At 39.7% G+C, this 25,332-nt stretch carries 16 protein-coding genes, 2 tRNA genes, 2 rRNA genes and 2 pseudogenes; 11 read left to right on the forward strand and 11 right to left on the reverse strand.

The window, feature by feature from the left end:
- Positions 1-116 precede the first annotated feature (116 nt).
- The 3 genes from KKD20_01630 (at position 117) to KKD20_01640 (ending at position 3,941) form a co-directional block, all read left to right on the forward strand.
- The gene (locus KKD20_01630; GenBank protein MBU4331807.1) at positions 117-3,530 is read left to right on the forward strand and encodes an efflux RND transporter permease subunit; all 3,414 of its coding nucleotides are present in this window, start codon (positions 117-119) and stop codon (positions 3,528-3,530) included.
- Between the two features lie 197 nt (positions 3,531-3,727).
- A tRNA-Gly gene (locus KKD20_01635) sits at positions 3,728-3,804 on the forward strand.
- Between the two features lie 49 nt (positions 3,805-3,853).
- Positions 3,854-3,941: transfer RNA gene (locus KKD20_01640), tRNA-Leu, on the forward strand.
- A gap of 1,005 nt (positions 3,942-4,946) precedes the next feature.
- On the opposite strand, the pseudogene KKD20_01645 reads toward KKD20_01640, so the two are convergent.
- Together KKD20_01645 and KKD20_01650 are read right to left on the reverse strand one after the other, a co-directional pair.
- Positions 4,947-5,396: pseudogene (locus KKD20_01645) on the reverse strand (recombinase family protein).
- An 85-nt stretch (positions 5,397-5,481) separates the two neighbouring features.
- The gene (locus KKD20_01650; GenBank protein MBU4331808.1) at positions 5,482-5,694 is read right to left on the reverse strand and encodes a hypothetical protein; all 213 of its coding nucleotides are present in this window, start codon (positions 5,692-5,694) and stop codon (positions 5,482-5,484) included.
- Between the two features lie 70 nt (positions 5,695-5,764).
- Between KKD20_01650 and KKD20_01655 the strand changes: the two genes are divergently transcribed.
- Together KKD20_01655 and KKD20_01660 are read left to right on the forward strand one after the other, a co-directional pair.
- Complete coding sequence (locus KKD20_01655) at positions 5,765-6,514, forward strand: SDR family oxidoreductase (protein MBU4331809.1); 750 nt, start codon at positions 5,765-5,767, stop codon at positions 6,512-6,514.
- 10 nt (positions 6,515-6,524) lie between these two features.
- Positions 6,525-7,346 (forward strand): NAD(P)H-hydrate dehydratase, encoded by an 822-nt coding sequence (locus KKD20_01660; protein MBU4331810.1) that lies wholly within the window; start codon positions 6,525-6,527, stop codon positions 7,344-7,346.
- 34 nt (positions 7,347-7,380) lie between these two features.
- Here the strand turns inward: KKD20_01660 and KKD20_01665 are convergent, their stop codons facing one another.
- Genes KKD20_01665 through KKD20_01690 form a run of 6 tightly spaced genes read right to left on the reverse strand, consistent with a single transcriptional unit; the run spans position 7,381 to position 12,968 of the window.
- Entirely contained in the window at positions 7,381-7,524 is a 144-nt protein-coding gene (locus KKD20_01665) for a hypothetical protein (protein ID MBU4331811.1), read from the reverse strand.
- A 47-nt stretch (positions 7,525-7,571) separates the two neighbouring features.
- Positions 7,572-9,950, reverse strand: a complete 2,379-nt coding sequence (locus KKD20_01670; GenBank protein MBU4331812.1) for a heavy metal translocating P-type ATPase — start codon at positions 9,948-9,950, stop codon at positions 7,572-7,574.
- Positions 9,951-9,976: 26 nt separating this feature from the next.
- Entirely contained in the window at positions 9,977-10,738 is a 762-nt protein-coding gene (locus KKD20_01675) for an SDR family oxidoreductase (protein MBU4331813.1), read from the reverse strand.
- Between the two features lie 55 nt (positions 10,739-10,793).
- Complete coding sequence (locus KKD20_01680) at positions 10,794-12,302, reverse strand: sulfite exporter TauE/SafE family protein (protein MBU4331814.1); 1,509 nt, start codon at positions 12,300-12,302, stop codon at positions 10,794-10,796.
- A gap of 11 nt (positions 12,303-12,313) precedes the next feature.
- Positions 12,314-12,673, reverse strand: a complete 360-nt coding sequence (locus KKD20_01685) for a hypothetical protein (GenBank protein MBU4331815.1) — start codon at positions 12,671-12,673, stop codon at positions 12,314-12,316.
- 1 nt (position 12,674) lies between these two features.
- A complete protein-coding gene (locus KKD20_01690; protein ID MBU4331816.1) occupies positions 12,675-12,968 on the reverse strand; it encodes a metal-sensing transcriptional repressor in 294 nt (97 codons plus the stop codon).
- Between the two features lie 615 nt (positions 12,969-13,583).
- On the opposite strand from KKD20_01690, the gene KKD20_01695 reads away from it, so the two are divergent.
- The 6 genes from KKD20_01695 (at position 13,584) to KKD20_01720 (ending at position 22,498) form a co-directional block, all read left to right on the forward strand.
- Positions 13,584-17,968 (forward strand): 23S ribosomal RNA (locus KKD20_01695).
- Positions 17,969-18,054: 86 nt separating this feature from the next.
- Positions 18,055-18,597: an LAGLIDADG family homing endonuclease gene (locus KKD20_01700; protein ID MBU4331817.1), complete on the forward strand. Its 543-nt coding sequence runs from the start codon at positions 18,055-18,057 to the stop codon at positions 18,595-18,597.
- Positions 18,598-18,899: 302 nt separating this feature from the next.
- The gene (locus KKD20_01705) at positions 18,900-19,376 is read left to right on the forward strand and encodes an LAGLIDADG family homing endonuclease (protein ID MBU4331818.1); all 477 of its coding nucleotides are present in this window, start codon (positions 18,900-18,902) and stop codon (positions 19,374-19,376) included.
- Between the two features lie 456 nt (positions 19,377-19,832).
- Positions 19,833-19,937, forward strand: a 5S ribosomal RNA gene (gene rrf, locus KKD20_01710).
- A 107-nt stretch (positions 19,938-20,044) separates the two neighbouring features.
- The gene (locus KKD20_01715) at positions 20,045-21,031 is read left to right on the forward strand and encodes an LD-carboxypeptidase (GenBank protein ID MBU4331819.1); all 987 of its coding nucleotides are present in this window, start codon (positions 20,045-20,047) and stop codon (positions 21,029-21,031) included.
- Positions 21,032-21,181: 150 nt separating this feature from the next.
- Entirely contained in the window at positions 21,182-22,498 is a 1,317-nt protein-coding gene (locus KKD20_01720) for an endonuclease Q family protein (GenBank protein MBU4331820.1), read from the forward strand.
- A 91-nt stretch (positions 22,499-22,589) separates the two neighbouring features.
- Here KKD20_01720 and KKD20_01725 read toward each other — a convergent pair whose 3' ends face one another.
- The 3 genes and pseudogenes from KKD20_01725 to KKD20_01735 all read right to left on the reverse strand — a co-directional run bounded on the left by KKD20_01725 (position 22,590) and on the right by KKD20_01735 (position 25,185).
- Positions 22,590-22,877, reverse strand: a complete 288-nt coding sequence (locus tag KKD20_01725) for a hypothetical protein (protein ID MBU4331821.1) — start codon at positions 22,875-22,877, stop codon at positions 22,590-22,592.
- A gap of 234 nt (positions 22,878-23,111) precedes the next feature.
- Entirely contained in the window at positions 23,112-24,101 is a 990-nt protein-coding gene (locus tag KKD20_01730; protein MBU4331822.1) for a succinylglutamate desuccinylase/aspartoacylase family protein, read from the reverse strand.
- A 490-nt stretch (positions 24,102-24,591) separates the two neighbouring features.
- Positions 24,592-25,185: pseudogene (locus KKD20_01735) on the reverse strand (HNH endonuclease).
- Positions 25,186-25,332 lie beyond the last annotated feature (147 nt).

A 25,332-nucleotide genomic window follows, 5' to 3' on the forward strand; every position in this document is an offset into this window, starting at 1 on the left:
AATAAAAAGATACAATCACCAAGATACAATAACCAAACATCAAACACCACCAACAAAGATTTGATTATTGATTATTGGAGCTTATTTGGTTATTGTATCTTGATTATTGGTTATTTATGGATAATGAAAACAATATAACAAAATTATCTCAGAGAGATCGCTCATCTCGACAAGCTCGAGACAGGGAAATTAACCGCAAACGGATTGAAGAAACCAGAGCGGGATTTTTTGGTTTTTTTATCAAGCGCTGGCGATTGGCGATTTTGATGGTGATTGGAATGGCTGTTTGGGGATTTTTGAGTTTGATGGAATTGCCTAGAGAAGCCCAGCCAGAAGTGCAGATTCCTATTGTGGTGGTAACTACTGTTTATCCGGGGGCGAGCCCTGGTGATATTGAAGAGCTTATAACCGACAAAGTGGAAGAGAAAATAGATGGTTTGGAAAATATAGCTAGCATAACTTCTAATTCTTCTTTTGGAGTTTCCAGCGTGGTTGTAGAGTTTGAGGCAGGCGCGGATTTGGTTGAAAGTGTTAGAAATTTGCGTGATCGAGCAGACACAATTTCTGGCTTGCCAAGCGAAGCTGAAGATCCGATGGTGATGGAAATTAGGATTAATGATTTTGCGATTATAACTTTTAGTTTGATTGGGGATCTAACTGATGGGCAATTAAAAGAGATTGGGGAGCGAGCGCAGGATGAATTAGAAAATATCAAAGGGGTGTCGCGAGTGGATTTGCTTGGGGCTAGACAAAGAGAGTTTAACGTTGTGTTAAATCAAGCCAAGATGAATCAATTTGGCCTTGGGATTAATCAAGTGGTGGGCGCTATTAGCGCTAGCAATGTAAATTTTCCTTTGGGAACGGTTGAAGTGGGCGGAATGAAATATAATGTTAGGTCCACAGGGAAATTTGAATCAATAGAAGATTTGGGAAATGTTGTTGTTAAATCAAATCAATCGGGGTTGATATTTTTAAAAGACATAGCGGATATTAAAGATCAGCTAGCGGAAAAATCAACGGTTTCTAGAGTGTCGCTTAATGGCGGATCTTTGCAAAATGTAGTTTCTTTGCAGGTTTATAAAAAAACAGGGGGTAATATTATTGATATTATTGATGTGGCAAAAGAGCATTTGGATGATTTGAAAAAAAAGGAAATAATCCCAAAAAATGTGACTGTTGAGGTTGTTAGCGATATGTCGCAATTTATTAGAGATGATTTAAACACCTTGGGAAAAAGCGGAATTCAGACCTTTATTTTGATATTTATATTGCTTAGTTTGGCTTTGGCTTTAAGGCAGGCAATGATTGCGGCTTTGGCTGTGCCTTTGATTTTTTTGGGAACTTTTGGTGTTTTAAAAATGCAGGGCCAGACTTTGAATAGTTTAACTTTGTTTTCTTTAGTGCTTTCTCTTGGGCTTTTGGTTGATACTCTGATTATTATTTTAGAAGGTTTGCACGACAATCTAATGAAAGGTTACACGCCCGAGGAGTCGGCCCTACTTTCTGTGAGTGTATTTAAGTGGCCCTTGATTGCTGGAGTTTTAACGACTATTTCCGCGTTTGTGCCAATGTTTTTGGTAAGCGGAGTAGTAGGCGAATTTTTAAAAACAATGCCTTTAACGATTTCAGCGACTTTAGGCATTTCACTTTTGGTGGCCTTGATTATTATTCCGTCGTTGGCGGCGAGGGTGATTAAGAGAAGGGCTTCCTCAAATTTTCTCGAATCAAACTCTAATATCTCTAATTCGAAAAATTCGAGCCCATTAGAGGAAATTAGAGGAGTAGAAAAAGAGCATTTGATGGAGAAATATTTTACAAAGCCATTGCAGAAGCGGTATCATAATTTTATTAGAAAATTGCTTTATTCAAAAAAGAGAAGGCGAGGATTGGCAATTTCCGTGATAGCGGCTTTTATAATCTCTATGGGCGCTTTGGTTTTTGGTTTTATACCTTTGCAAATGTTTCCTAAGTATGATGTTGATTTTTTTGTGGTTAATATTGAATTGCCGAATGGGTCGATTTTGGAAGAGACCGAGAAAAAAGTTCAATTGGTAGAGTATAAACTTTTGGAAACTCCAGAGATTGAGAGTTTTGTGACCAATGTTGGGAGCGGCGGCGGTTTGGCTTTTACCGGTTTTGGCCCGAGCGGCGGGGCGAGCGAGAATTTGGCGGCGGTGACGGTTAATTTGTACGAGAAAGGAAAACGAAATAGAGAAATAGAGAAATTAGAAATTAAGAAATTAAGGGACGCGAATGGCGGCGTCCCTAATGACTCGTCCCTAATGACTCATGACTCGCCAATGACTAATGACCTACCTGAACGGACCAGTTATGAAATTGCGGCTGATTTACGAAGCGCCTTTAAAAAAATTGATGGAGCTAAAGTATCAGTGACTGAAATAGAGGAGGGCCCGCCAGCAGCGGAACCAGTGGAAGCGCGGATTACTGGCGATGATTTGGCGATTTTGGACCGGATAGCTTCTGATATTGAGGGAATGCTTTCTGAAATTCCCGGGGCAGTAGAAGTGGATACGGGCGTTAGAGTATCGCCGCCAGAATTCGGTTTTAGATTAAAACATGAAGAGTTGGGCCGGTATAATTTAAATGCCGCTGTTGTTTCTGGAATTTTGCGGAGCGCGATTTATGGGAGCAAAGCATCAACAGTGACCCGCGAAGGTACCTTCGGCTCGGCTCAGGCCCTTCGGGAGGATATTGATATCAGGGTGCAGTATCTAAGCGAGAGTGTGGATACGGTAGAAGCGTTAAAGAATTTGATGGTTATGACACCAACGGGCGAAAATATTGCTTTGAGTCAAATAGCGGATTTTGAATTGACCCCGGCTTTAGAAAATATAAGCCACCGAGATTTAAAGCGGATTGTTTCAGTGGCCGCAAAAAACCAAGAAAGAACTCCGGTCCAGATTCTTGCGGATTTACAGGATAAATTAGAGGATTATGATTTACCTGAAGGATATGAAATTATTTACGGCGGCGAACAAGAGCAAATGGAAGAAGTGTTTACCGAGCTTTATTACGCAATGATTGTGGCGGTACTTTTGATTTTATTGATTTTGATTTTGGAGTTTAATTCTTTTAAACAGCCGTTGATTATTATTTTAACTTTGCCAATGGCAATGATTGGAGTGGTTGTGGGGTTGAGAGTTTTGGGCTTAGCTTTTAGTTTCCCAGCGTTTTTGGGTTTGGTTGGTTTAGCCGGGATTGTGGTTAATGACGCGATTATTTTAATTGATAGGATAAATAATAATCTGCAAGAAAGAAAAATGGAATTAGTGGAAGCGATTGCCGAAGCCGGGGAGGCGAGATTGCAGCCGATATTTTTAACTACAGTGACTACGATTGCCGGAATTATGCCGTTGTATTTTGCGAACGAGTTTTGGCAGGGTTTATCAGTGGCTATGATTTTTGGTTTGGCATTTTCTACGATTTTGACGTTGTCGTTGGTACCGGTGCTTTATAGATGGTTGGAGGGGAAGAAGATGGTTAGAGGGGCAAATAGTGTAGTACAATAGTAACACAATTGTAATACAGTAGTAATACAATTGTAACTCATGGTTGATTTTTTTGGGATTTTTGATATAATGGAAATAACAAGCGGCGGTAGTTCAGTTTCCGCCAGAGGCGGATCAGCCTTTGGCTGAGGATAGAACGCCCCGGTTGCGACCGGGGAGGTCGCGGGTTCAAAAAATAATAATATAATATAAATTTTGCGGCGGTAGTTCAGTTGGCTAGAACGTCTCCTTGCCAAGGAGAAGGTCGCCGGTTCGAATCCGGTTCGCCGCTCCAGTACCTCGCCCCTCGACAAGCTTGGGGCTTTGGCTGGCAAGCCATTTAAGCCCGGGTGGTGGAATTGGTATACACGCAAGACTTAAAATCTTGTGGCTCTTTAAGCCATGCGGGTTCGATTCCCGCCCCGGGCACCAGTAAGGAAAAGTCAAATTTCGTTGGTTCGCCTCGCTTCGCTCGGCGACCAAATCGTAAGGAATTTTGGGCGAAAAAATCAGTTGGCGGTTTTGTAAAATGTGGTTCGAGCCGATATTTTTAAGAAATGTTGTCATTTCTTTTTTGTTTTCGGTTTCTACTAATTTTGCGGCTTGATTAAGCGATAAAACAAATTCACGAGCCGGTTCGAGCCAAGACAATCCTTTTTGCTCAAAGTCGGTGATTTTTTCTTGAAGTTCAACTTTTTGCGACAATAATTCCTGTTTTTTGGCGGCGTATTCTTCTGTGGATAAAGCATCGGCCAAAAATACATCGAGTAATTTCGCAAGTTTTGTTTCTATTTGGTTTAGTTGCTTTTTTAAATTTTCTACTTTTGATTGAGCTTGTTGTTTTGCCTGTTCTTGTTCGCTATCCAACGCCGCCAAAACTTTCTTGGTGTCTTGGCTCGACAAAGAAACTTTTTGAAGAAAGGATTTAATTTGCTCGGTTAAAAGTTCCTCTCGCAAATAATGTTTTTCTTGGCAGACCCCTTTCTTTTTGGTGCAACGATAATAATTATGTCCCTTTTGAATTTCGGCAGTTATTGAACAACCGCAAGAAGCGCATTTCATTAAGCCAAGAAAAGCAAAACTGTGTTTTCTGACTTCTTGAACTTTTCCTCGCTTGCTCATCACTTCTTGGCATTTATCAAAAAGTTTCTTTGAAATTAACGGCTCGTGTTGTCCCTCAAATAATTCCCCTCTGTATTTCATTAAGCCGATATAAAAAGGATTATTCAAAATTTTCTGAACATTACTAACAGCGATTTCTTTTCCAAGATTGCCATGCAAGCCTTTTTCTTTAGACCAATTTGCGAGAGATTTAAGAGTGTATCTACCAGTGGAGTAAAACTCAAAAAGTTTTTTCACTTTCCGTGCTTTTTCGTGGTCAATATCAATTAAGCGAGTTTTTGGATTATTGAGATAGCCCACCGGAGCCCAGCCGGGCCAAACGCCATTTCTGATTTTCTGCCTCAAGCCTCGTTTTACATTCTCTCGCAAATTGTCCACGAAATATTTGCTCTGTCCAAAAGCAATGTTCAGCATAAATAATCCCTGCGGCGTTGGCTCAAACCAAAAGGTGGGAAATTTGAGGGACTTAATCAAGCCGCGATCAACGAAGTGAATTATTTTACCGCCATCAACACTATTCCTCGCTAATCTGTCTGGGTGCCAAGAGATAATTCCGTCTGCCTTTCCTTTTTCAATCAATGACAACATTTCGGCGAATTTTATTCGCCCAGGTTCTTTGGCAGTTTTTGCCTCGCAAAGCGAGGCGACAATTTCAAGTTTTTCTTTGGCGGCAAATTCTTTTAGCTCAACGAGTTGAGCTTCAATTGAAAGTATTTGTCGATCATCTTCTTCTGTAGATTTTCTAGCGTAAAGTATGTATTTCATAGTTTTGTTGAATTAAAGATTAAAAAATTTTCTTTTCCCTAAACGAAATCGCCAACTGATTTTTTCGCCCAAAATTCCTTACAATTTAATCGCCGAGCGGAGCGAGGCGAACCGAAACCGCTTGCAAATTCCTTACTGGTGCTGTATTCTTAAAATAGTTCGAACGCATTTCGCCGCTTTCGGCGGCGACGGCCAGCCCCCAAAATTTGAGCGGCTTCGCCGCGATCTTAAAAACTGCCAAAGAACCTGTTAAAAACATCGGCTCGAACCATATTTTAAGAAAAGAAAATTTTTTCATATTTTTCAAAACTTCTTTTAGTCGAAAGAAGTTAACTAAAATTAAACATTAAATAATTAACAAAAAAATTATGCGTTTACAAAATAAAATTGCAATTATTACTGGCGCTGGCTCCGGTATTGGTCGGGGAATAGCTTTAGCTTTTATCAAAGAAGGAGCCAAAGTTATAGTAGCTGATTGGTCAGAAGAAGGCGGGAAAGAAACATTAAAACAAGTTGAGAAAGAAAAAGGGGAAGCTATTTTTGTCAAAACAGATGTTAGTAAAACAGCTGATATTGAACAGATGGTAAAAATTTGTTTGGACAAATTCGGTCGGGTGGATATTTTGGTGAATAATGCTGGTATTTATAGAGCTTACAATCTTCATGAAATGTCTGAAGAAGATTGGGATACGGTTTTAAATGTTAATCTCAAGAGCGTTTTCTTGGGCTCCAAAAGAGTAATTCCGGAAATGCTCAAACAAGGTAAAGGCAAAATTATAAGCGTAGCCTCAATTGCTGGTTTGGTTGGATTTGCTCAAAGCGGTGCCTATTGCGCCTCAAAAGGCGGAATAATTGCCTTAACTAAAGAAATGGCCTTGGAATATGCTCCGAAAAAAATTAATGTCAATTGCATCGCTCCCGGGGTGATTAGAACTGCGATGACAAAAGATATGATTACTGACCCAGCCACAAAACAATTTTTAGAGAGCTCAACTCCTTATCCTCGATTAGGTGAACCAGAAGACATTGCGATGGCCGCAGTTTATTTAGCGTCTGATGAATCAGATTTTGTCAATGGCGAAATTTTAGTTGTTGATGGTGGATGGGTGGCTAAATAATTTTTTAGATATGAATTTGAAAAAATATTATCCCAAACGAGATTTATGGTCTCATAAAGGTCAATTTGGCTATGTCTTGATTGTTGCCGGAAGCGAGCGATATTCTGGATCACCGATTTTTAATGGAACAGCTGCTTTAAGAAGTGGGGCTGATTTAATTACTCTTGTAGGACCAAAAAGAGCTATGGATATTGCGGCTTCTTTTTTGCCAGATATCATTACTTATCCGCTTGATGGTGAGTTAGAATTAAAGCATGTTCCAAAAATTTTAGATTTAGCGAAAAATTTTCAGTCTTTAATTATTGGCTGTGGATTAAACAGAAGTAAACAAACATATCTGGCAATTAGAGAAATTATTAAGAGTATTGATTTACCAATGGTTATTGACGCTGAAGCAATTAGGGCAATGGCTGAACAGAAAGAGATTGTAAAAAATAAAAAAGTTATAATTACACCTCATAGTGAAGAGTTTAGAATTTTAACTGGCGAAAAAGTAAAACCGGAAATTGGGGATAGAAAAGAAAAAGTAAAAAAGTGGGCTGACAAATTAAAAACAGTGGTTTTGCTTAAAGGCTGTATTGATGTTATATCCGACGGGGAAAAAGTTGTTTTAAATAAAACGGGTTCTTCTTTTATGACTAAAGGTGGTTTTGGTGATACGCTTACTGGAATCTGCGGGGCCCTTCTTGCTCGGAAAGTAGAACCTTTTGAAGCTGCTCAAGTAGCTGCCCATATCAATGGTTGTGCTGGTGAGTTAGCTTGCAAAAAATATGGTGAAGGAGTTTTAGCCAGCGATATTTTTGAGTTTATACCATCAGTAATAAATCAATAAAAAGAATTTGCCGCTAAAGAAAAACTTGAAATTGTTATCGGCGCGGCAGAGCCGCGATTTGCTGGATCGGCTCCTCGCCGCCGAAGGTGGCGAAATGCGTTCGGACTGTCATTAATTTTAATATAGTGAATTTAAAAATCCCGGTAATCCGGGATTTTTTGTTAAATAATATTCGCATATTTGTATCTTGCTTGCTTTGAGCAAAGTCGAAAGATTTGTATCTTGTTACCCTGCCTCGCCGGCAGGCGGGTTGTTTCTTGCCCGCCCTGAGCTTTGTCGAAGAGTTTCTTGTCGCCCATACCTCTTCATCAGCAGCGCATTACTCACCACACTCACCGATGAAAACGCCATTGCCGCGGCTGCGATGATAGGAGAGAGGAGCCAGCCAGTAAAGGGGTATAGAATGCCAGCCGCAATTGGGATACCCACGCTATTGTAGAAGAAAGCCCAGAAAAGATTCTGTTTAATTTTTCTCAAAGTATATCTGGAGATATCCATTGCCAGGACCACATCCCGTAAATCATCTTTAATTAAAATTATATCCCCAGTCTCCATTGCCACATCAGTCCCGCTCCCCAAGGCAATCCCCAAATCCGCTTGCGCCAAGGCCGGCGCATCATTAATTCCATCTCCCACCATTGCCACAACCCGCTGCTGGCGGGAATTTCCAATTTCCAATTTCCAATTTCCAAACCCTTTATTTTCTTGAATTCGTTTAATAGCTTTAGCTTTATCTTGAGGCAATACCTCGGCTAACACATAGTCAATCCCGACCTGCTTAGCAATCGCTTTACCAACCCGCTTATTATCGCCAGTAATAATCGCCACCATTTTGCCCATTTTATGTAACATTTCCACTGCCTGTTTCGAATCCTTTTTTAAAGTATCTGCCACTGCAATCATTCCAACCACCTCCCCCTCCACCGCCACAATCATCACTGTCTTACCTTGATTCTCCAATTTAGACTTCTCTTTTTCAGAATCACTGATATCAATTTTATTATCATCCATCAACTTCCTAGTCCCAATCAAAACCATTACGTCCTTGTATTTCGCAACCACTCCCGCCCCAGGCTTGGCCTCAAAATCTTTAACTTCAAACAACTCAATCTTATTTTTCTTGGCTTCATTCACAATCGCCATCGCCAACGGATGTTCAGAGTTTTTTTCAACCGATGCGGCTAATTGCAAAATGGTCATTTTGGATTTTGGATTTTGAGCTTGATTTGGAACAATTTGGAACAATTTGGATTTTGAAATTTCCACAACGTCCGTCACCTCCGGCTCTCCCTTAGTCAACGTTCCGGTCTTATCAAACACAACAACCGAAACCTTTTTAGCCGTCTCTAAAGCTCGGCTACTTTTAATTAAAATGCCATTTTTTGCCGCCAGACCAGTACCCATCATCACAGCGGTTGGCGTTGCCAGACCTAAAGCGCAAGGGCAAGCGATAATTAAAACAGCGATAAAGGCTGAGAGCGCGAAAGAAAAAGGATGGCCTGCAAAAATCCAAACCGCGAAAGAGACAATAGCGATGACTACTACTGTCGGTACAAAATAAAGAGAAACTTTGTCAGCCAGAAGCTGGATTGGCGCTTTGGAACCCATTGCTTCCTCAACTATTTTTATAATCTGGGCCAACATCGTATCTTTACCAACTCGAGTTGCTTTAAATTTCAAAACACCGGTTTTATTAATAGTGGCGCCGATGACTTCATCGCCTTTTTTCTTTTCAACTGGAATACTTTCGCCAGTGATTGCTTTTTCATCAACGCCGGAATAGCCGTCAATAACAATTCCGTCTACTGGGATTTTTTCGCCGGGCTTGACTAAAATAATATCCCCGACTTTTACTTCGGAAATAGGAATTTTTATCTCCTCATCGTCTTTTATAATTGTCGCTTCTTTGGGTTGAAGTCCAATTAATTTTTTAATAGCTTCGCTTGTTTTCCCTTTAGTTATTACTTCTAGATACTTTCCCAAGAGGATGAAGATAAGAATGAAGCCCGCTATCTCGTAGTATAGCTCTTTCATTCCGTATGTTTTGATGTTGAGCCAAGTAGATAAAGAGATTGCCACGCTGTAGACATAGGCAGCCGAAGTGCCAATAAATATCAAAGAGTCCATATTTGGCGCTCGTCTTAAAATAGCCTTGAGTCCGGAAATGTAAAGTTTGAAGGCAACTATAATCACGGGGGTAGTTAACAGAAATTGGATTAGATGCTGGTTCATCTCGATAATCTTCGGTATGTGAAGACCAGCCATCATGCCCATTGAAACATAGAGAAGAGGAATGCCGAAAATGAGGGCTACAATAAGTCTTATTTTCAGATCTTTAACTTCCTGAATTTTCTCTTCCTTGTGATGGTCCTCCATTTCTTTTTCAAAACCTTCTTCACTGGCTTTATATCCCAACTTTTCAATAATTTTTACGATTCTAGTAATACTAATCTCAATAGAATCAAATTCTAAATAAAGTTTTTCCGAAGCAAAATTAACATTGGCGGATTTAATCCCCGCTTCTTTTTTTAAGGTATTTTCAATATTTGCCGCGCAGGACGCACAATCCATGCCGGAAATTTTTATAATTATTTTTTTAGTCATAATTTTCTAAACTAATTAAACACAAATTATCCCGCCAACCAACCGCCGTCAATCACTACAACTGAACCAGTCATATAACTGGAATCATCTGAAGCCAAAAAGGCAACCAGCTCAGCCACCTCTTCCGGCTTTCCCGTTCGGCGCAAAGGCACTCGCCCCAGCATCGCTTCAAATCCCTTTGGATCAGATTTGACAGCATCTATCATCGGCGTATCTATCATGCCGGGCGCAATGCCATTAACTCGAATATTATAATGGGCTAGCTCAACGGCCAGGGCTTCTGTTAAAGCTGCAATAGCGCCTTTCGAAGCGCAATAATGAGCAATGTTAGGAAAACCAATCCCTTGCTGACCCATCGCCACTGAAGCGATATTAACTATTACTCCGCCTTTTTGTTTTTTCATTTGAGTTGCCGCTGCTTGAGCGCAGAGGAATTGACCCTTTAAATTAATGTCCAAAGTTTTATCCCACTCGTCTTCAGTCATTTCTAAAAATGGTTTAAATTCCGCAATGCCGGCATTGTTAATCAAAATGTCCAGCCCGCCAAATTTCTTAATGGTTTGTTTAACTGCGCTTACGACTTCTTGTTTTTTAGTAACATCAAGTTTAAGGGCAATGGCATCACCCTTTTGCTTTTTGATTTCTTTAACTACTTTTTCGCAATTTTCTTTGTTTATGTCAGTGACTACAACCTTGGCTCCATATTTAGCTAAGGCCAAAGCGTCGGCCCGTCCCATCCCTCTCCCGGAACCGGTAATTAATGCCACTTTGTTTTGTAAATTTGGCATAAGAAATGGATTAAAAATTAAATGATAAATGGATATATGCAAAATGTAAATATCATCATCTGCTCCTTATCCTCGAACACCCGCACCCCCCAGTCTGTGCCGCCGCGCAACTCCCCCCACACGAATCACCTCCACTGCAACTGCCTTGCGGCAAATCAACTTTCTCAAGCTCTAATTGTTCTTGAGCCGTGTTCACTTCGTCTTCTGTCACTACAAATTTTCCCCAAACCATTTCCATCCAGCAGGAAAATTTTATATCACCAAGTTTCGCAGGCACGAACTCAATCACATTTTCTCCATATTCCAGTTTCTTTTTTATATTATACTCCGGCATAATAATCTCATCCGTACAACCAGACATTTGTTTAACATTAATGATCCAACGCACTGGGACATCTTTTTTTACAAATAAAACATTAGGTGAATAGCCCTGGTAAGTTAAATCCATTTTTATGGTTTGATATTCCTCCACCTCGCCAGTTACTAGATATTCAGTTCGACTGCTCGCCTCGCGGGGAATAAAATTTTTAAACCCATAGCCGAAATTTATTAAACCCCGATTGAGCATAAATAAGCCCAGAATTATCACCACTGCGCCCGATACTTTCATCACCTGCTTAATTCTTGTTTGACTAATTAAAGAAATAAAACTCCCAAAACCAAACATCAAAGGCACTGTTCCTAAAGCATAAATCCCCATACTCAAAGCCCCCCGAGTAATACTGCCAGAAGCTAAAGCATAAAGCTGCATTGCCTGCAAAGGGCCGCAAGGCATAAAGCCATTAAGTAAACCAATAATAAAGGGTCCTTTTGGTTTTTTGGTATGACTTTGGTTATAAAGAAATCGGGCAATAAAGTCAGGAGCCCTTAACTTTATTTTTTCCAACCACTTAAAATTAGTCAGGAGTGACAGCCCCATCAAAAGCATAAACCCGCCAGCTATTAAAGTAATGATTCCAGTGAAAGTCGGGTTAATCCCAAAGAATGATCCCACACCACCCAAAATTCCACCAACAGAAGTATAAGAAATTACCCTACCAAAATTATATTGAAAATGTGCTCGAGTCGCTTTTCCCGGCTTACTTCCTTGTCCGTTTTTCGCGTGGTGACGCGTAGTGTAAGTCATAACCAACCCCCCGCACATCCCAACACAATGAAAACTGGCCAAAAGTCCGATTAATAAAATCAACCAATAGCTAATATTCTGTTCATTTAATCTGGCCATCACCTCTAATAACCCAAAACGCTTCACTAAATAATATCCAATCACAAACACTACTAACAAAACTCCAGCAATCACGAGTCTATTAGAGAAATGTTTTTGTGTTTTCTGTGCTTTTGTGTTTTCTGTGCTCTCGGCCACCTCATAACCTAACTTTTTAATTCGGCTAAAAATTTCATTTCGCGCAACCTTTCTCTCATCAAATTCGATTTCTGTCTTTCCTGTTTTATAATCAACCTGGACACTCTTAACTCCCTCAAGCACATCAACTTCTGTCTCAATTAAAGTCTTGCAACTTTTGCAATGAATTCCGGAAATGCTAGTTTTAATTTTTTTGAGCATATTAAATTAAATTAATTAGTTGGACAAGTTATAGAACTTGATTTACATTGACCCGATTCTATTCCTCTTTTACATTGAGGGCATGGCTCTTCGCCCCGCGCAATAAAATCATCGCAGCCGCAAGTCCCAGGAATAAAATTATTCCATTGATTGGCCTCCATATAACACATGGTACATGGCGGATCAATACAACATCCATAATTCCCGCTAGCAATCGCCTGGTTAATAGCCAGGTCTCTTTGTTCAATTATTTTCTCATACATCTCGGAAGCGCTCAAATTTTCAAATTTAATATTTTGATTATTAAAAATCAAAAAACTCAAAACTCCTCCGATCAAAAAAATAAAAATTGTTACAATGATTTTTTTCATTCTATCTATTAGCTAATTTAGTCACCTTTAAAATTTCTTGAATCATTTCCTGTTTTCTTTTCTCATTTTTGCTGGCCATAGCATTTTTAAAACAAGAATTAAGGTGTCCTTCCGTCAACATCTGATGAGCCGATTTTAAAAGCCCAATCACTGCTAAATTCTGTTGCATAATATCAATGCAATATTCATTACCTTCAGACATTTTAATAATCTTAGCCATCAAACTCTGCGCCTTCTTAAAATTAATTAAAGTCTTTCCCTGCCTGCCGGCAGGCAGGTCTTTTTGAGTAGACATAAGACGGGGGATTAGATATTAAAATATGTTTATACCTATACCATAGGTGGGGGTATATTCATATAATACTCGATAATAAAGTTATAGTCAATAGAAGTTATCCACATGTTTAAAATACTCAAAAATAATGGAAAAAGACTTGACAAATCCCCCAAAACCAGTATAATAAAAACAAAAGAATTATCCACATATTATGCCCTTGACAGGGTTATAAATATGGTATAAACTTCTAAATAGCCTTTAGACCATTAATCTTTAATATAAACAATGAGACAACAGAAGCAATTATTTAAATATCCAAGCGGTTAACAACATCCTCTTTTTTGGTATATATTTTTTAGACCGCTCGGAAACAGGCGGTTTTTTAATTGATTCCCGCGTGAGAGCATATTAATAGTTTGACACGGATTGCTACGGATTGATAACGGATAGCCACGGATAACGGATAAAGACAGATATGCTTTTATGAGGGAGTTAAATAAAGTCAGTTCGTTGACAACTGAATAGCAAGTAATACCCTATTAGATTATCTAACAGGGTAAATAATGAGCATCAACATTAAATACCTAAATTTCATAATCAAGGTTAAACCTTGAAAGAATAAGTTTAGGGTTAAGACAACTTAATGCATATGGTGGATGCCTCGACTTAAGAAGACGATGAAGGACGCAGTAGCCTGCGATAAGCCTCGGTGAGGTGGCAAGCAACCTTTGACCCGGGGATTTCCGAATGGGGAAACCCATCCCGCACATAAAAGCCATAAATGCTTCGCATTTTGAAAAATGCGTGGCTTTTATGTGCGGGATACTCATTGCTGAATACATAGGCAATGGGAGACAACCTGGTGAATTGAAACATCTTAGTAACCAGAGGAAAAGAAATTTATTCCCTAAGTAGTGGCGAACGAAAGGGGACATCTGAATCGCATAGCGATTCTAGAGCTCAAACTTAATCAAGTGTTGTCGCGAGCTTTGCATTTTTAATGCGAGGATCCGACATTAAAGGTGTAAGCCGTTGCTTTTTTAAGGGTAGTAAGGCAATCATGTCTTGAGTGCTTACACACTCAAACAAGGGAAAATTAATTGGTAGCTTTCCTAGTTGAACCTCGTGGAAACGAGGGCCAAAGAAGGTGAAAGCCCTGTAAACAAAAGGAGTTATCACTCTTTAGTGATTGTATGAGGAGTCATTCGACTTCTCTTCTTGAGTAGGGCGGGACACGTGAAATCCCGTTTGAATCTGGGTTGACTATAACCCAAAGCTAAATACTTCTTAAGATCGATAGTGAACAAGTACCGTGAGGGAAAGGTGAAAAGCAGGCCGGTGAGGCCGATGAAATAGTATCTGAAACCATATGCTTTCAAAGAATCGAAGCTCCGTGTCTCGCTAACGTTCGACACGGAATTTCTAATTCACCTAATTCACCTAATTTCTAATAAAATTCATAATGCCAAATTCCCAAGGTTTAAATAAGATATTTTTTGACATTTGACATTATGGAATTTGACCTTTTATTAGAAATTAGAAATTAGAAATTCCCCGTGGTGAGCGATAGTGAGACACGGGGTGACGGTGTGCCTATTGAAGAATGAGCCAGTGAGTTTGTTATACGTTGCTTGTCTAAGTCCTTTTCGGGACCGAGGCATAGTGAAAGCAAGGCTTAACTAGCCGTTCAGGATTCTAAATGTAGTTCCGCAATTTAAGCGGATCTGCATTTAGGTTCTGTTTGCAGCGTGTACAAGACCCGAAGCCGGGTGAGCTAGCCATGGCCAGGGTGAAGTCCTGTGAAAACAGGATGGAGGCCCGAACCCACCAGCCGTGCAACACTGGGGGATGAGCTGTGGTTAGAGGAGAAATTCCAATCGAACTCGGCAATAGCTGGTTCTCCTCGAAACAGTTTTAGGACTGGCGTCTCGTATAAACTATAGAGGTAGAGCACTGAATGGGGTAGGATGGTCTTCGACCTACTTACCCCAACCAAACTCCGAATACTATAGTATTTAAGCGAGGCAGTTAGACTATGGGGGCTAAGCTCCATCAGTCGAAAGGGAAACAGCCCAGATCTTTATCTAAGGTCCCTAAATCTAGGCTAAGTGTTAAAGGTGGTAGCATGACTCAGACACTTAGGAGGTTGGCTTAGAAGCAGCCATCCTTTAAAGAAAGCGTAACAGCTCACTAATTTAGTTGAGTTGCGCCGAAAATTTACCGGGGCTAAAGTCTAGTACCGAAGATAAGGGCTCGCCTAAATTTTTTAAATTTTGGCGAGCGGTAGAGGAGCTTTCCATGCGTGTGAAGCTATACTCGTGAGAGGTAGTGGAGTGCATGGAAGTGAGAATGCTGGCATAAGTAGCAAAAATGTTGGTGTGAATCCAACACACCGAAAACCTAAGGTTTCCTGGGCAACGTGAATCGACCCAGGGTTAGGCGAACCTAAGGCAAACCCAGTACATATGTGCTGGGGTAGTCGATGGATAAGCAGGTATAATATTCCTGCCCTTCCGTATCTTTTCAAACTACTGACGCATTTCAGTGAAGGAGCGTGCTATGGCTATGTACGTTCTCGCCCCGGTATTACCGGGGTGGGTAGTCGTGAAGTCTTCGGACAGATCAAATTCCTATGATGAAGTGCCAAGAAAAGGTAGTAAGAATTAAAGGTGCGGGATTCGTACCGCAAACCAACACAGGTAGGTGAGGCGAGAAGCCTAAGGTGTACGAGAGAACCTTTGTTTAGGAACTCGGCAAAACAGCGTGCGTAACCTCGGGATAAGCACTGTCCCGCACATAAGTAATTATGTGCTGGATCGCAGCTAAAGACTTCAGGCGACTGTTTACCAAAAACACAGGTCCCTGCCAACTCGAAAGAGGATGTATAGGGGCTGACGCCTGGCCAGTGTCCGAACGTTAAGATTGCTGGTGATCTCCGGTTCGCCGGAGTGAGCTGGGAATTGAAGCGCGGATGAACGCCGGCGATAACTATAATCGTCCTATGGTAGCGAAATTCCTTGTCGTGTAAGTTACGACCTGCACGAATGGCGTAACGGTCTGAAGACTCTCTCAACAAAGGACTCGGCGAAATTGCAATATGAGTAAAGATGCTCATTACTTGCGGCTAGACGAAAAGACCCCGTGAAGCTTTACTACAACTTGATATTGGGTCAAGGTTTTACATGTTCAGCATAGGTGGGAGCTCCGGTTTACCGGGGCAACAGTGAGATACCACCCTTGTGTTATTTTGATTCTAACCCCGTACCTTTCAAGAGGTACGAGAGACAGTATCTGGTGGGTAGTTTAACTGGGGCGGTTGCCTTAACGCGAATCAATCTCCGTGGTTCGCAAGGGGGCGTTTCGGCTATATGCTGGAATATCCGAGTATCTCAAACTATTCAGCACATAAATTTATGTGCTGAATAAAAATGTTTGAGTGCGGACAATCAGCAGGGAAGTCCTCTCCTTTTATTAAAGTGATGACCCCTCAACGACTACACGCCGAATTTCGCATATAATATAAATTTATGTGCGGGAATGATATAGTCTGACCTTTCAGGCGACTGAAAGAAATCAATCTGTAAATTCAAAATGATTTATTAAACAGGTTGAATCTAACCATTAATATTATGTATTCAAATTCAATTGAGAATTATAAGAAGAAATTGAAATTAACCAAGAGACAGCGTGAAATTATTATCGGCAAATTGTTAGGCGACGGACATCTTGAGACGGCAAACAATGGCAGAACATATAAACTCAAAATTGAGCATTCAATTAATCAAAAAGATTATGTTGATTGGCTGTATCAGGAGTTTAAAGAATGGGTTCGAGCATTACCGCAGATAAAGAAACAAAAGATAGGGAATAAAATATACCAGAAATATTGGTTTAACACTTTAGCTCATGGCAGTTTGAGGTTTTATGGACAACAATTTTATCAAGATAAAAGAAAAGTTGTTCCTAGGTTAATTCATCATTGGTTAACGCCGCTTAGTTTAGCGGTTTGGTTTATGGATGATGGTTCAGTAAAGTCAAAATATCATAGAGCAAGAATTATCAATACCCAGGGATTTACCAAACAAGAAGTTCAGAGGTTAATTGATTCGCTCGGAAAACAGTTCGGCCTTAAATGTAAATTGAGAAAGCAAAAGGAAGGTTATCAAATTATGATTTTAGCTGAATCAACGGATAAATTTGCCAAGATTATTGGTAAATTTGTTCATCCATCAATGTCTTATAAGATTAAAGGGTTAGGTTAACACATTGCCCAAAAAGTAACGGAGGCGTTTAAAGGTTGGCTACCTCGGGATGGAAATCCGAGGGATAGCGTAAAGGCATAAGCCAGCTTTACTGCAAGGGCCACAACCCGAGCAGTTGCGAAAGCATAACTTAGTGAACCGACCGTAATAGCGTAAGTTCTACTGATTGATACTGACGTTTAGCGTCGGTTAGATCAGTGGGATTTATGTTTCCTTATAGAAGGGCGGAAGATCAACGGATAAAAGCTACTCCGGGGATAACAGGCTGATCCCCTCCAAGAGTCCATATCGACGAGGGGGTTTGGCACCTTAACATATCGGGGTGCTAGGACAGTAATGTCCTACTAAAAATTCGGCTTATAACGGTGAACCCGTCATTAAATTTTTGTGTTATAATAAAAGCATAAAATTTAATCGGCAACACCGTGGGAAGTCGTCCATCTTTGGTGGATTGACCCCGTAACGACTGACCCGAAAGGGGAGATCCGTCTTTTGACGGATAATACGCCGACTCTTGTCACTAATAGCAGACTATGACATAATGTCTAAGGTCGCTGACAAGATGAAGATATAGTCTACACCATACGAAAATATGGATAAATGTACGATGTCGGCTCATCGCATCCTGGGGCTGTATCAGGTCCCAAGGGTTTGGCTGTTCGCCAATTAAAGCGGTACGCGAGCTGGGTTCAGAACGTCGTGAGACAGTAGAAATTTGCCCTGAACATAGTTGAAGGGTAAAACCGTGCTGTCTATAAATCTAGCTATATGCTGGAAACTCTGAAAAGTCCCTTATAGGAGGGGACTTGAGTATCTCACACTACTTATGGTATAATGTAATCATGAGTAAAAATGTGTTGAGTGCAGACAACCAGCAGGAAAGACTAATAAAGCCATTAAATCCATGGTATATTGTTGGTTTTACTGAAGGTGAGGGCACTTTCCATATAGCTTTGTATTTTGATAAAAAAATGAAATTCGGAATTAAAATTATTCCTGAATTTCATATCAATCAAAGCTATTTAAGAATTATGACATTAGAAAAGATTAAGAATTATTTTGATTGTGGTTACCTGAAACCCAATCACGCAAAAAGAGCAAACGATGATACTTATGTGTATGTAGTAAGAAATAGAAAAGATCTGTTAAACAAAATAATTCCCTTCTTCAAGAAATATCCTTTACTTTCAGACAAAAACAAAACCTTCAATTACTTTACTGAAATAGTAAATTTGCTAAATTCTGATTTAGACAAAGAAAAGGTGAAAGAAATTATAGAGATAGCTTATAGAACGAACGAAAATGGTAAATATAGAAAAAGAAGCAAAGAAGAATTACTAGCCTTATTAGAATCCTCAGAGACTATACGCTGGAATCGCCGATGAGGCGATAAGATATAGTCCGAACCCGCGGGCGATCGCGGGAGTGGAATAGAAATATTTCACCATCTCACAAGAGATCGTAACATATTTTGTCGGTCTCCTATCTGCCGCAAGCATCGATACTTGAAGGGATCCTTCTCTAGTAAGAAATTGCTACTTCTTGGAGTAATCCAAGATGACAATCCAACTAATAACGGTGAAACCTTCATAATTAATTTGGTTGCAGTGATCAAAGATTAGTAGCGGTCCTGCCAATTTTATGATACAATTTACTTGAGGACCAAAATAAATTATAAGGCAATACCGTGGGAAGACAAATCGTAAAATCTACAAACTGGGCATATATCGCTGGTTTTTTGGATGGTGATGGAAGCATTATGGTGCAAATAAAAAACCGTTTATCTAAAAGCGGTTTACGTATTATGTTCACCATCTGCTTTTATCAAGACAGCCGTCACAAAGAACCCTTGGAATGGATTCAGAGTATATTAGGTATTGGGTATTTATCCGACCGAAAAGATAATATTACAGAATTGAGGATTAATGGATATAATCAAGTAGAAAGAATCTTGAAAAAGTTACAACCTTTTATTAAATTTAAGGCAAAACAAGTAAAGATTGTTCTACGGATTTTATCTTTAATCTCTGGTCGAAGAATTACTCAAATTACCAAAAGCGAACGATTGAAAATTGTCCAATTGATTATCAAGCTAAGAAACGAAAATTATTATTCTAGTCAGAGAGATGATGAGAATAAATTGAAAAGATTGCTAGATTTTTAAGATTTGTCCCCGTAACGACTTTTCCTTAAGAGGAAGGGTGGTAGGTACCTGATAATCAGGATTTAAACTACTACAATATGTTGGCCCCCGTAAAATACGGGGTGAAGATATAGTCTAAGCTTATAGAAATATAAGAATAACTTGACGAGAGGACCGAGAAGGACGAATCTCTAGTGTACCAGTTGTTCCACCAGGGGCATTGCTGGGTAGCTACGTTCGGTTTGGATAAGCGCTGAAAGCATATAAGCGCGAAGCCGTCCCTAAGATTAGGTATCATTCAGATTCCTGGAAGATGACCAGGTTAATAGGCTCTAGGTGTAAGCCCAGTAATGGGTTCAGCCGAGGAGTACTAATAAATCAATGTCTTAACTCTAAACTTATTCTTTTTTCATACATGGATTGCCGCGGATTATTACGGATAGCCGCGGATCACGGATATAAAATTGGGTTCAAAGTTCTCGTGCTTTTAGCGGCAGGGTCACACCCGATCCCATCCCGAACTCGGAAGTTAAGCCTGTCAGCGCCGATGATACTTAACGGGAAAGTAGGTCAGCGCGAGAACCTTGGGCCCAATTTTTTTAAAGAGCGCGCCACTATCATTGGCGCCTCTTTTTTTATTTCAAATTTTCTGATAAGATAAAAGTAATAATATTTTAAATCAAACAGATATGATTCCTCAAAAATTAAAAAAGGGCGACGAGATTCGGGTAACATCGCCCTCAAGAAGTTTATCCCTTATCTCGGAAGAAAACCGGAAGATTGCCAGAGAAAGGTTAGAGACGTTTGGCTTCAAAATTACCTTTTCTAAAAATGTTGAAGAAAACGATGAGTTCAGTTCATCCGCAATAAAATCGCGAGTAGCGGATATGCATGCGGCGTTTAAAGATAAAAAGGTTAAAGCGATTTTAACTGTCATCGGCGGGTTTAATTGTAATCAATTATTGAAATATTTGGATTATGGTCTTATTAAATCTAATCCTAAGATTTTTTGCGGCTTTTCCGACATTACTGCCTTGCAAAATGCTATTTTCAAAAAGACCGGGTTAGTAACTTATTCCGGCCCTCATTTCTCCAGCTTTGGCATGAAGCGCGGGTTAGATTATACTTTAGAGTATTTTCAGAAATGCTTAATGCAAGATAAGCCATTTGATATTTTTCCTTCCAACGACTGGAGCGATGATACATGGTATAAAAATCAGGGGAAAAGAAAATTCATTAAAAATGCCGGAATGTTTGCGATCAATCCGGGTGAAGCCGAAGCTGTTATCGTCGGCGGCAATCTTTGCACACTAAATTTGTTGCAGGGTACGGAGTTTATGCCGTTACTTAAAGATGCGGTATTATTTTTAGAAGACGATGAAATGGCCAAAGATTATTCTGCTGTTGAATTTGATAGAAATTTACAATCTATTTTGCATTTGCCAGGTTCTGGCAAGATAAAAGGACTAGTAATAGGTCGTTTTCAGAAGGCTTCCAAAATGACGCCAGAAAAGATAGTCAAGATCGTAAAAACAAAAGATGAGCTAAAGAATATTCCAGTTATTGCAGATATCGATTTTGGCCATACGACTCCCCAAACAACTTTTCCCATCGGCGGTACCATTGCTATAAATTCAAAGCCAAACAAAGTTTCGTTAAAAATACTAAAACATTAAAGTTACTAAAATTTATACGCCTATCAGAAAAGCCCTGGTCGCGTTTTGTCCGGGGCTTTTTTTATTTCCCAACATCTGTTAAAATAAATAAAACTAATCTATTGGTCATCCGTCCCCAGTTAGTAGTGGCCAATGACCAGTGACTAAAATATGCAAATCATCGCCGACCTCCATCTCCATTCCAAATACTCCCGCGCCACCTCTCCGCAAATGGATATAGACGGCATTTTTAAGTGGGCAAAAATTAAAGGCATCAACCTGGTGGCTACTGGCGATTATACCCATCCAGAATATTTCAAAGAGCTTAAAGAAAAATTGGAGCGCGTAGATAACGGTTTTTATAAAATTAAAAGCACTTTATCCGCCGAAGTCTCCAAAAGGGAGACGAAGGCTGGCCCTAGTGACGAGTTACTAGTGACTAGTGACACGTATTTTGTCCCCACTGCCGAAATCTCCTGCATCTATTCCAAAGGCGGTAAATGCCGCCGCCTCCACATCTGCCTAATTACACCCACCTTTGAAGAAGTCGCTGAAATAAACTCTGCTTTAACAAAAATCGGCAACCTGCACTCCGACGGCCGTCCGATCCTCGGTCTTGACGCAAAAAAGCTTGCTCAAATTGTTTTAGATATTTCACCTGACTCGTTAGTGATATGCGCTCACGCGTGGACGCCATGGTTCGCCATCTTCGGCTCCAAATCCGGGTTTGATTCTATGGAAGAATGTTTTGAAGAATTGACGCCTAAAATTTATGCTGTAGAAACTGGGCTTTCCAGTGATCCAGCTATGAACTGGCGCTGGTCAGCTCTTGACAACCTTACTTTAATATCAAATTCTGACGCCCACTCCCCAGCGAATTTGGGTCGGGAAGTAAACGTGCTTGAGCTACAGGAGATGACTTACGTGAATATGTTGAAAGCTATTCGGCGCGAAGATTTAAAAAATAACCGAATGGCTTATACTATAGAATTTTTTCCCCAAGAAGGCAAATATCATTATGATGGTCACCGGTTGTGTAATGTCAGCTTCTCGCCAGAAGAAACAAAAAAACGCAAGGGCATTTGTCCGGTTTGCAAACGACCCCTCACCCTTGGCGTTGATTATCGCGTTTCCGAGCTCGCGGACCGCAAAGAAAAAGTAAAAAAACCAGCTGGCCAAGCTGATTATAAAAGTTTAGTTCCTTTGCAAGAAATTATCGCTGAAAGTTTTAATGTTGGCAAGAACTCTAAAAAAGTTCAGGCCGAATATCAAAGTATGATAGAAAAAGGTAAGAGTGAGTTTAATATATTGTTAAATCTGACTGTCGAAGAACTCAAAAAAATCACCATTCCAAAAATTATGGAAGCCATAAAACGCGTTCAGGAAGGCAACCTCATCATCAAGCCCGGCTATGACGGAGAATATGGAGTTGTCAAAATATTTAGCGAACAAGAACAGGATAAGAATAAACAAGAGACACTATTTTGATAATAAAAACGTTAGGGGCGTATTGCAATACGCCCCTACATTTTTATTTCTTCTTTTTCTTCTTCACGGTTTTCTTTTTTGATTTGCATTTTTAACCATCACCGGTTATTAGTTTCTTAAAGCCTTTATTTTTATGATAATAAACCGCTATAAGCGCTGCGGTTACTGCTCCTATAAAATTTACAAACAAATCAATAGCATTGTTCATATAACCGCCGACTCCCTTCTCCGCGCCCAGAAAAACAACCGCAGAGAGTTCTATAAACTCTATCAAAGTGCCGACCCCGGCAGTCATAAACACAAGAATAATAAAAAGATGAAGGCCGTGTTTTTTACTTAGCTGTTTTTTATTTTTGCGGAGCCATTTTTTTAGAAGCATTTTTGCTCGCCCCCCATTTATTCAATCTTTCAAAAAATTCAGCCATATATTTATGGCGCTTTCCGTCGATTTTTGGAAGGATGATTTTTTTATGTCAACTTTTTTATCATGAAGTTTTGTTCCTATTTCACCGGCAAATATAGAAGTTTGCCTTATTCCAATCGCGCCCATAGCGTCTAATTTGTCAATGTCAAACAGAATTTTGCCTCTTTACAGTTTTCGAACAGCCTGCTTCTAAATCAGGCCGAAAGCCATTAGGGGCATGCCGGGAAGAGTCATTGAATAATCAGAATATCCTAAAACAAAACCATCGCCTAAAGCTAAAAGGACTTCTTCCAGTTTCCCGAAAGCATTATAAATTTTGGCTATCGGTTGGCCTTTTTTCACAAAAACTCCGGGTCCTGTTAAAAATCTGATGATGCCGCTGGTTGAACTTAGAGGTTTGTTGGAATATTTAAGAATTTTTTCTGGATTTGTTTCTGAAAAAGAAAAATTAAAAGGTTTTTCCGTAAACTCAGGCAAGGGTCTCACCATTTGCAGATGCGCCAGAATCTTCCAAATCGCTTTTACCCCCGATTCAACATTTGCTTCATTGATGACATATGATTCTCCCAATTCAAGAGATAAAGCCGGAATGTTCTGTTGAAGCAAACTGTAAGAAAGGGTAGCGCTGGTATCTTCAGTGTCAAGGATGGTCAAAAGACCGGTTTGTTGGCTCAATTCTTTGGTTTTTTTATAGGCCTGCTGGCAATTCGGGCCGGGGCAGGGGTCTATTAAAGCGTAGGGAATAGATTTTTTCCAATCATTATGAAGGTCCAAAACTAAAGTCGGTTTAGTTTGAATAATGTTAGTAAATATTTTATCTGCTATCCTTTCTGCTAAAGAACCCTGTTTGTTCCCGGGGAATGAACGGTTAAGATCCTCTAGTGTTAAAGCTATATGTCGAGAAATCGTTTCAAAACCAAGAGGATTCATTAAGGGAAAAGTATAAAGAGCTCCTTTTAATAAATTTTTTTTGATTTTTTTAAAAATTTCTTGGACAACAACTATTCCTCCCACCTCATCGCCGTGAACGCAAGCGGCTAACCAAACAACGGGTCCGGGATTTGGGCTTTTGGCCAGCATTAAAGGCAGACTTCGTCGAGATAAATCAGAACCAGTTAAAATTTTCAAAGAAGAATATTTGATGTGAGGCGGCAAATTTTCAAGTATTTTTTTGTTCATATAAAAAATGTTAAAAGTAAATTTAAAAAGAAAAATTTGCAAAGTTTGGCGGTGTTTGTTGGACGAAATACGAACTTTCTTTGACGATCTGCTCTGAACAAGCAGGGCGGCGTGGCTTTGCTTTAGACGCCGAGGGAATTTGCGCCAGCGTTAGCCGGCGCGCCGCATAATGATTGTTTATTTCCAACGATACACGTGCGCGCCTATGTACATAGCAAGCATTTCTATTTTCTCTTTTTTATTTGAATGCAAAAGACATGAGCACAATAGTTAAAGCATTAAGAACCACTAATAGTACTCTTTGTTGCCAGGTCGTTGCAAGAGGATGTATTAAAATATAGATCGTGTAGATTATCGCGACAATCGCCGCGCCAAGAAAGTTTCCTTTTATCATAGTTTTACTTGTCCCGCAGCGAGCTCTGCTCTGCTGCCGGGATGGTTAAGTTTGATTAATCAAATACATCGACCTTTTTACTCTTCCAATATTTTTTTATTTTCCAAATTTGGTTCTATTGCATTGCTTGCACAACATTTGGCAATTTTTTGAAACGGTTTTTCCGCCTTCGTGCCAAGGCTTGATGTGGTCGGCTTCCATTTCTTCTATCTCAAAATGTTCTTTGCATTTCTTGCAAATGCCTTTTTGTCTTTCATAGGCCTCTCTTTTCTGTTTTTCTGTAAATGCCCTGATGTTCAAGAATTTTTCATTTCTAGTCAAAACATACGGATAAATTCCGGATTTTTTTGTTACATCTTCATCCTGCATTAATTCCTTTATTTCTTTCTCGATTTTCTTTGAATCTATTTTTTCATTTTTAAATTCGTTATATAAAGGTCCAAACTCCACGCCTCTCATCTCTTTGCGATAATTTGGAAAAACTGCTTTTATCCAATTTATGACACTTTGAAAATAAAGCCATAACTCGTTAGCATTCGGCTCGCGCTGATGTTTAGACATATAATCTTCTATCTTGCCGCTGCTTATCCACCTGATTGCGGTTTCTAAATATTCCTGCCGTATTGCTACGCCTTTTAAATAATCGCTTGCTATGCCATAAGCGGGACATCCTGATTTGCTGAAATATCTTCATCGCTGTTTTTATACCCGTCTGAAACTTCTTTAATCGTAATTTCTTTAAGTTCAATTTTCATATTATTATTTTTTATTATTTTTAACGTCTAATAATTTTTTAACTTCGCGATCAAAATCGGAAATATAGTTTTTATCTTGAAT

The sequence above is a fragment of the Patescibacteria group bacterium genome (assembly GCA_018896645.1).
In the GTDB taxonomy this organism is placed as follows: Bacteria; Patescibacteriota; Patescibacteriia; order UBA2591; family JABMQE01; genus JAHIMF01.

Excerpts from the sequence above, each read along its gene's own strand:
- KKD20_01630 (MBU4331807.1), top strand. The coding sequence starts at position 117 with ATGGATAATGAAAACAATATAACAAAATTATCTCAGAGAGATCGCTCA.
- KKD20_01650 (MBU4331808.1), bottom strand. The coding sequence starts at position 5,694 with ATGAAAAAATTTTCTTTTCTTAAAATATGGTTCGAGCCGATGTTTTTA.
- KKD20_01655 (MBU4331809.1), top strand. The coding sequence starts at position 5,765 with ATGCGTTTACAAAATAAAATTGCAATTATTACTGGCGCTGGCTCCGGT.
- KKD20_01660 (MBU4331810.1), top strand. The coding sequence starts at position 6,525 with ATGAATTTGAAAAAATATTATCCCAAACGAGATTTATGGTCTCATAAA.
- KKD20_01665 (MBU4331811.1), bottom strand. The coding sequence starts at position 7,524 with ATGCGAATATTATTTAACAAAAAATCCCGGATTACCGGGATTTTTAAA.
- KKD20_01670 (MBU4331812.1), bottom strand. The coding sequence starts at position 9,950 with ATGACTAAAAAAATAATTATAAAAATTTCCGGCATGGATTGTGCGTCC.
- KKD20_01675 (MBU4331813.1), bottom strand. The coding sequence starts at position 10,738 with ATGCCAAATTTACAAAACAAAGTGGCATTAATTACCGGTTCCGGGAGA.
- KKD20_01680 (MBU4331814.1), bottom strand. The coding sequence starts at position 12,302 with ATGCTCAAAAAAATTAAAACTAGCATTTCCGGAATTCATTGCAAAAGT.
- KKD20_01685 (MBU4331815.1), bottom strand. The coding sequence starts at position 12,673 with ATGAAAAAAATCATTGTAACAATTTTTATTTTTTTGATCGGAGGAGTT.
- KKD20_01690 (MBU4331816.1), bottom strand. The coding sequence starts at position 12,968 with ATGTCTACTCAAAAAGACCTGCCTGCCGGCAGGCAGGGAAAGACTTTA.
- KKD20_01700 (MBU4331817.1), top strand. The coding sequence starts at position 18,055 with ATGAGTAAAAATGTGTTGAGTGCAGACAACCAGCAGGAAAGACTAATA.
- KKD20_01715 (MBU4331819.1), top strand. The coding sequence starts at position 20,045 with ATGATTCCTCAAAAATTAAAAAAGGGCGACGAGATTCGGGTAACATCG.
- KKD20_01720 (MBU4331820.1), top strand. The coding sequence starts at position 21,182 with ATGCAAATCATCGCCGACCTCCATCTCCATTCCAAATACTCCCGCGCC.
- KKD20_01725 (MBU4331821.1), bottom strand. The coding sequence starts at position 22,877 with ATGCTTCTAAAAAAATGGCTCCGCAAAAATAAAAAACAGCTAAGTAAA.
- KKD20_01730 (MBU4331822.1), bottom strand. The coding sequence starts at position 24,101 with ATGAACAAAAAAATACTTGAAAATTTGCCGCCTCACATCAAATATTCT.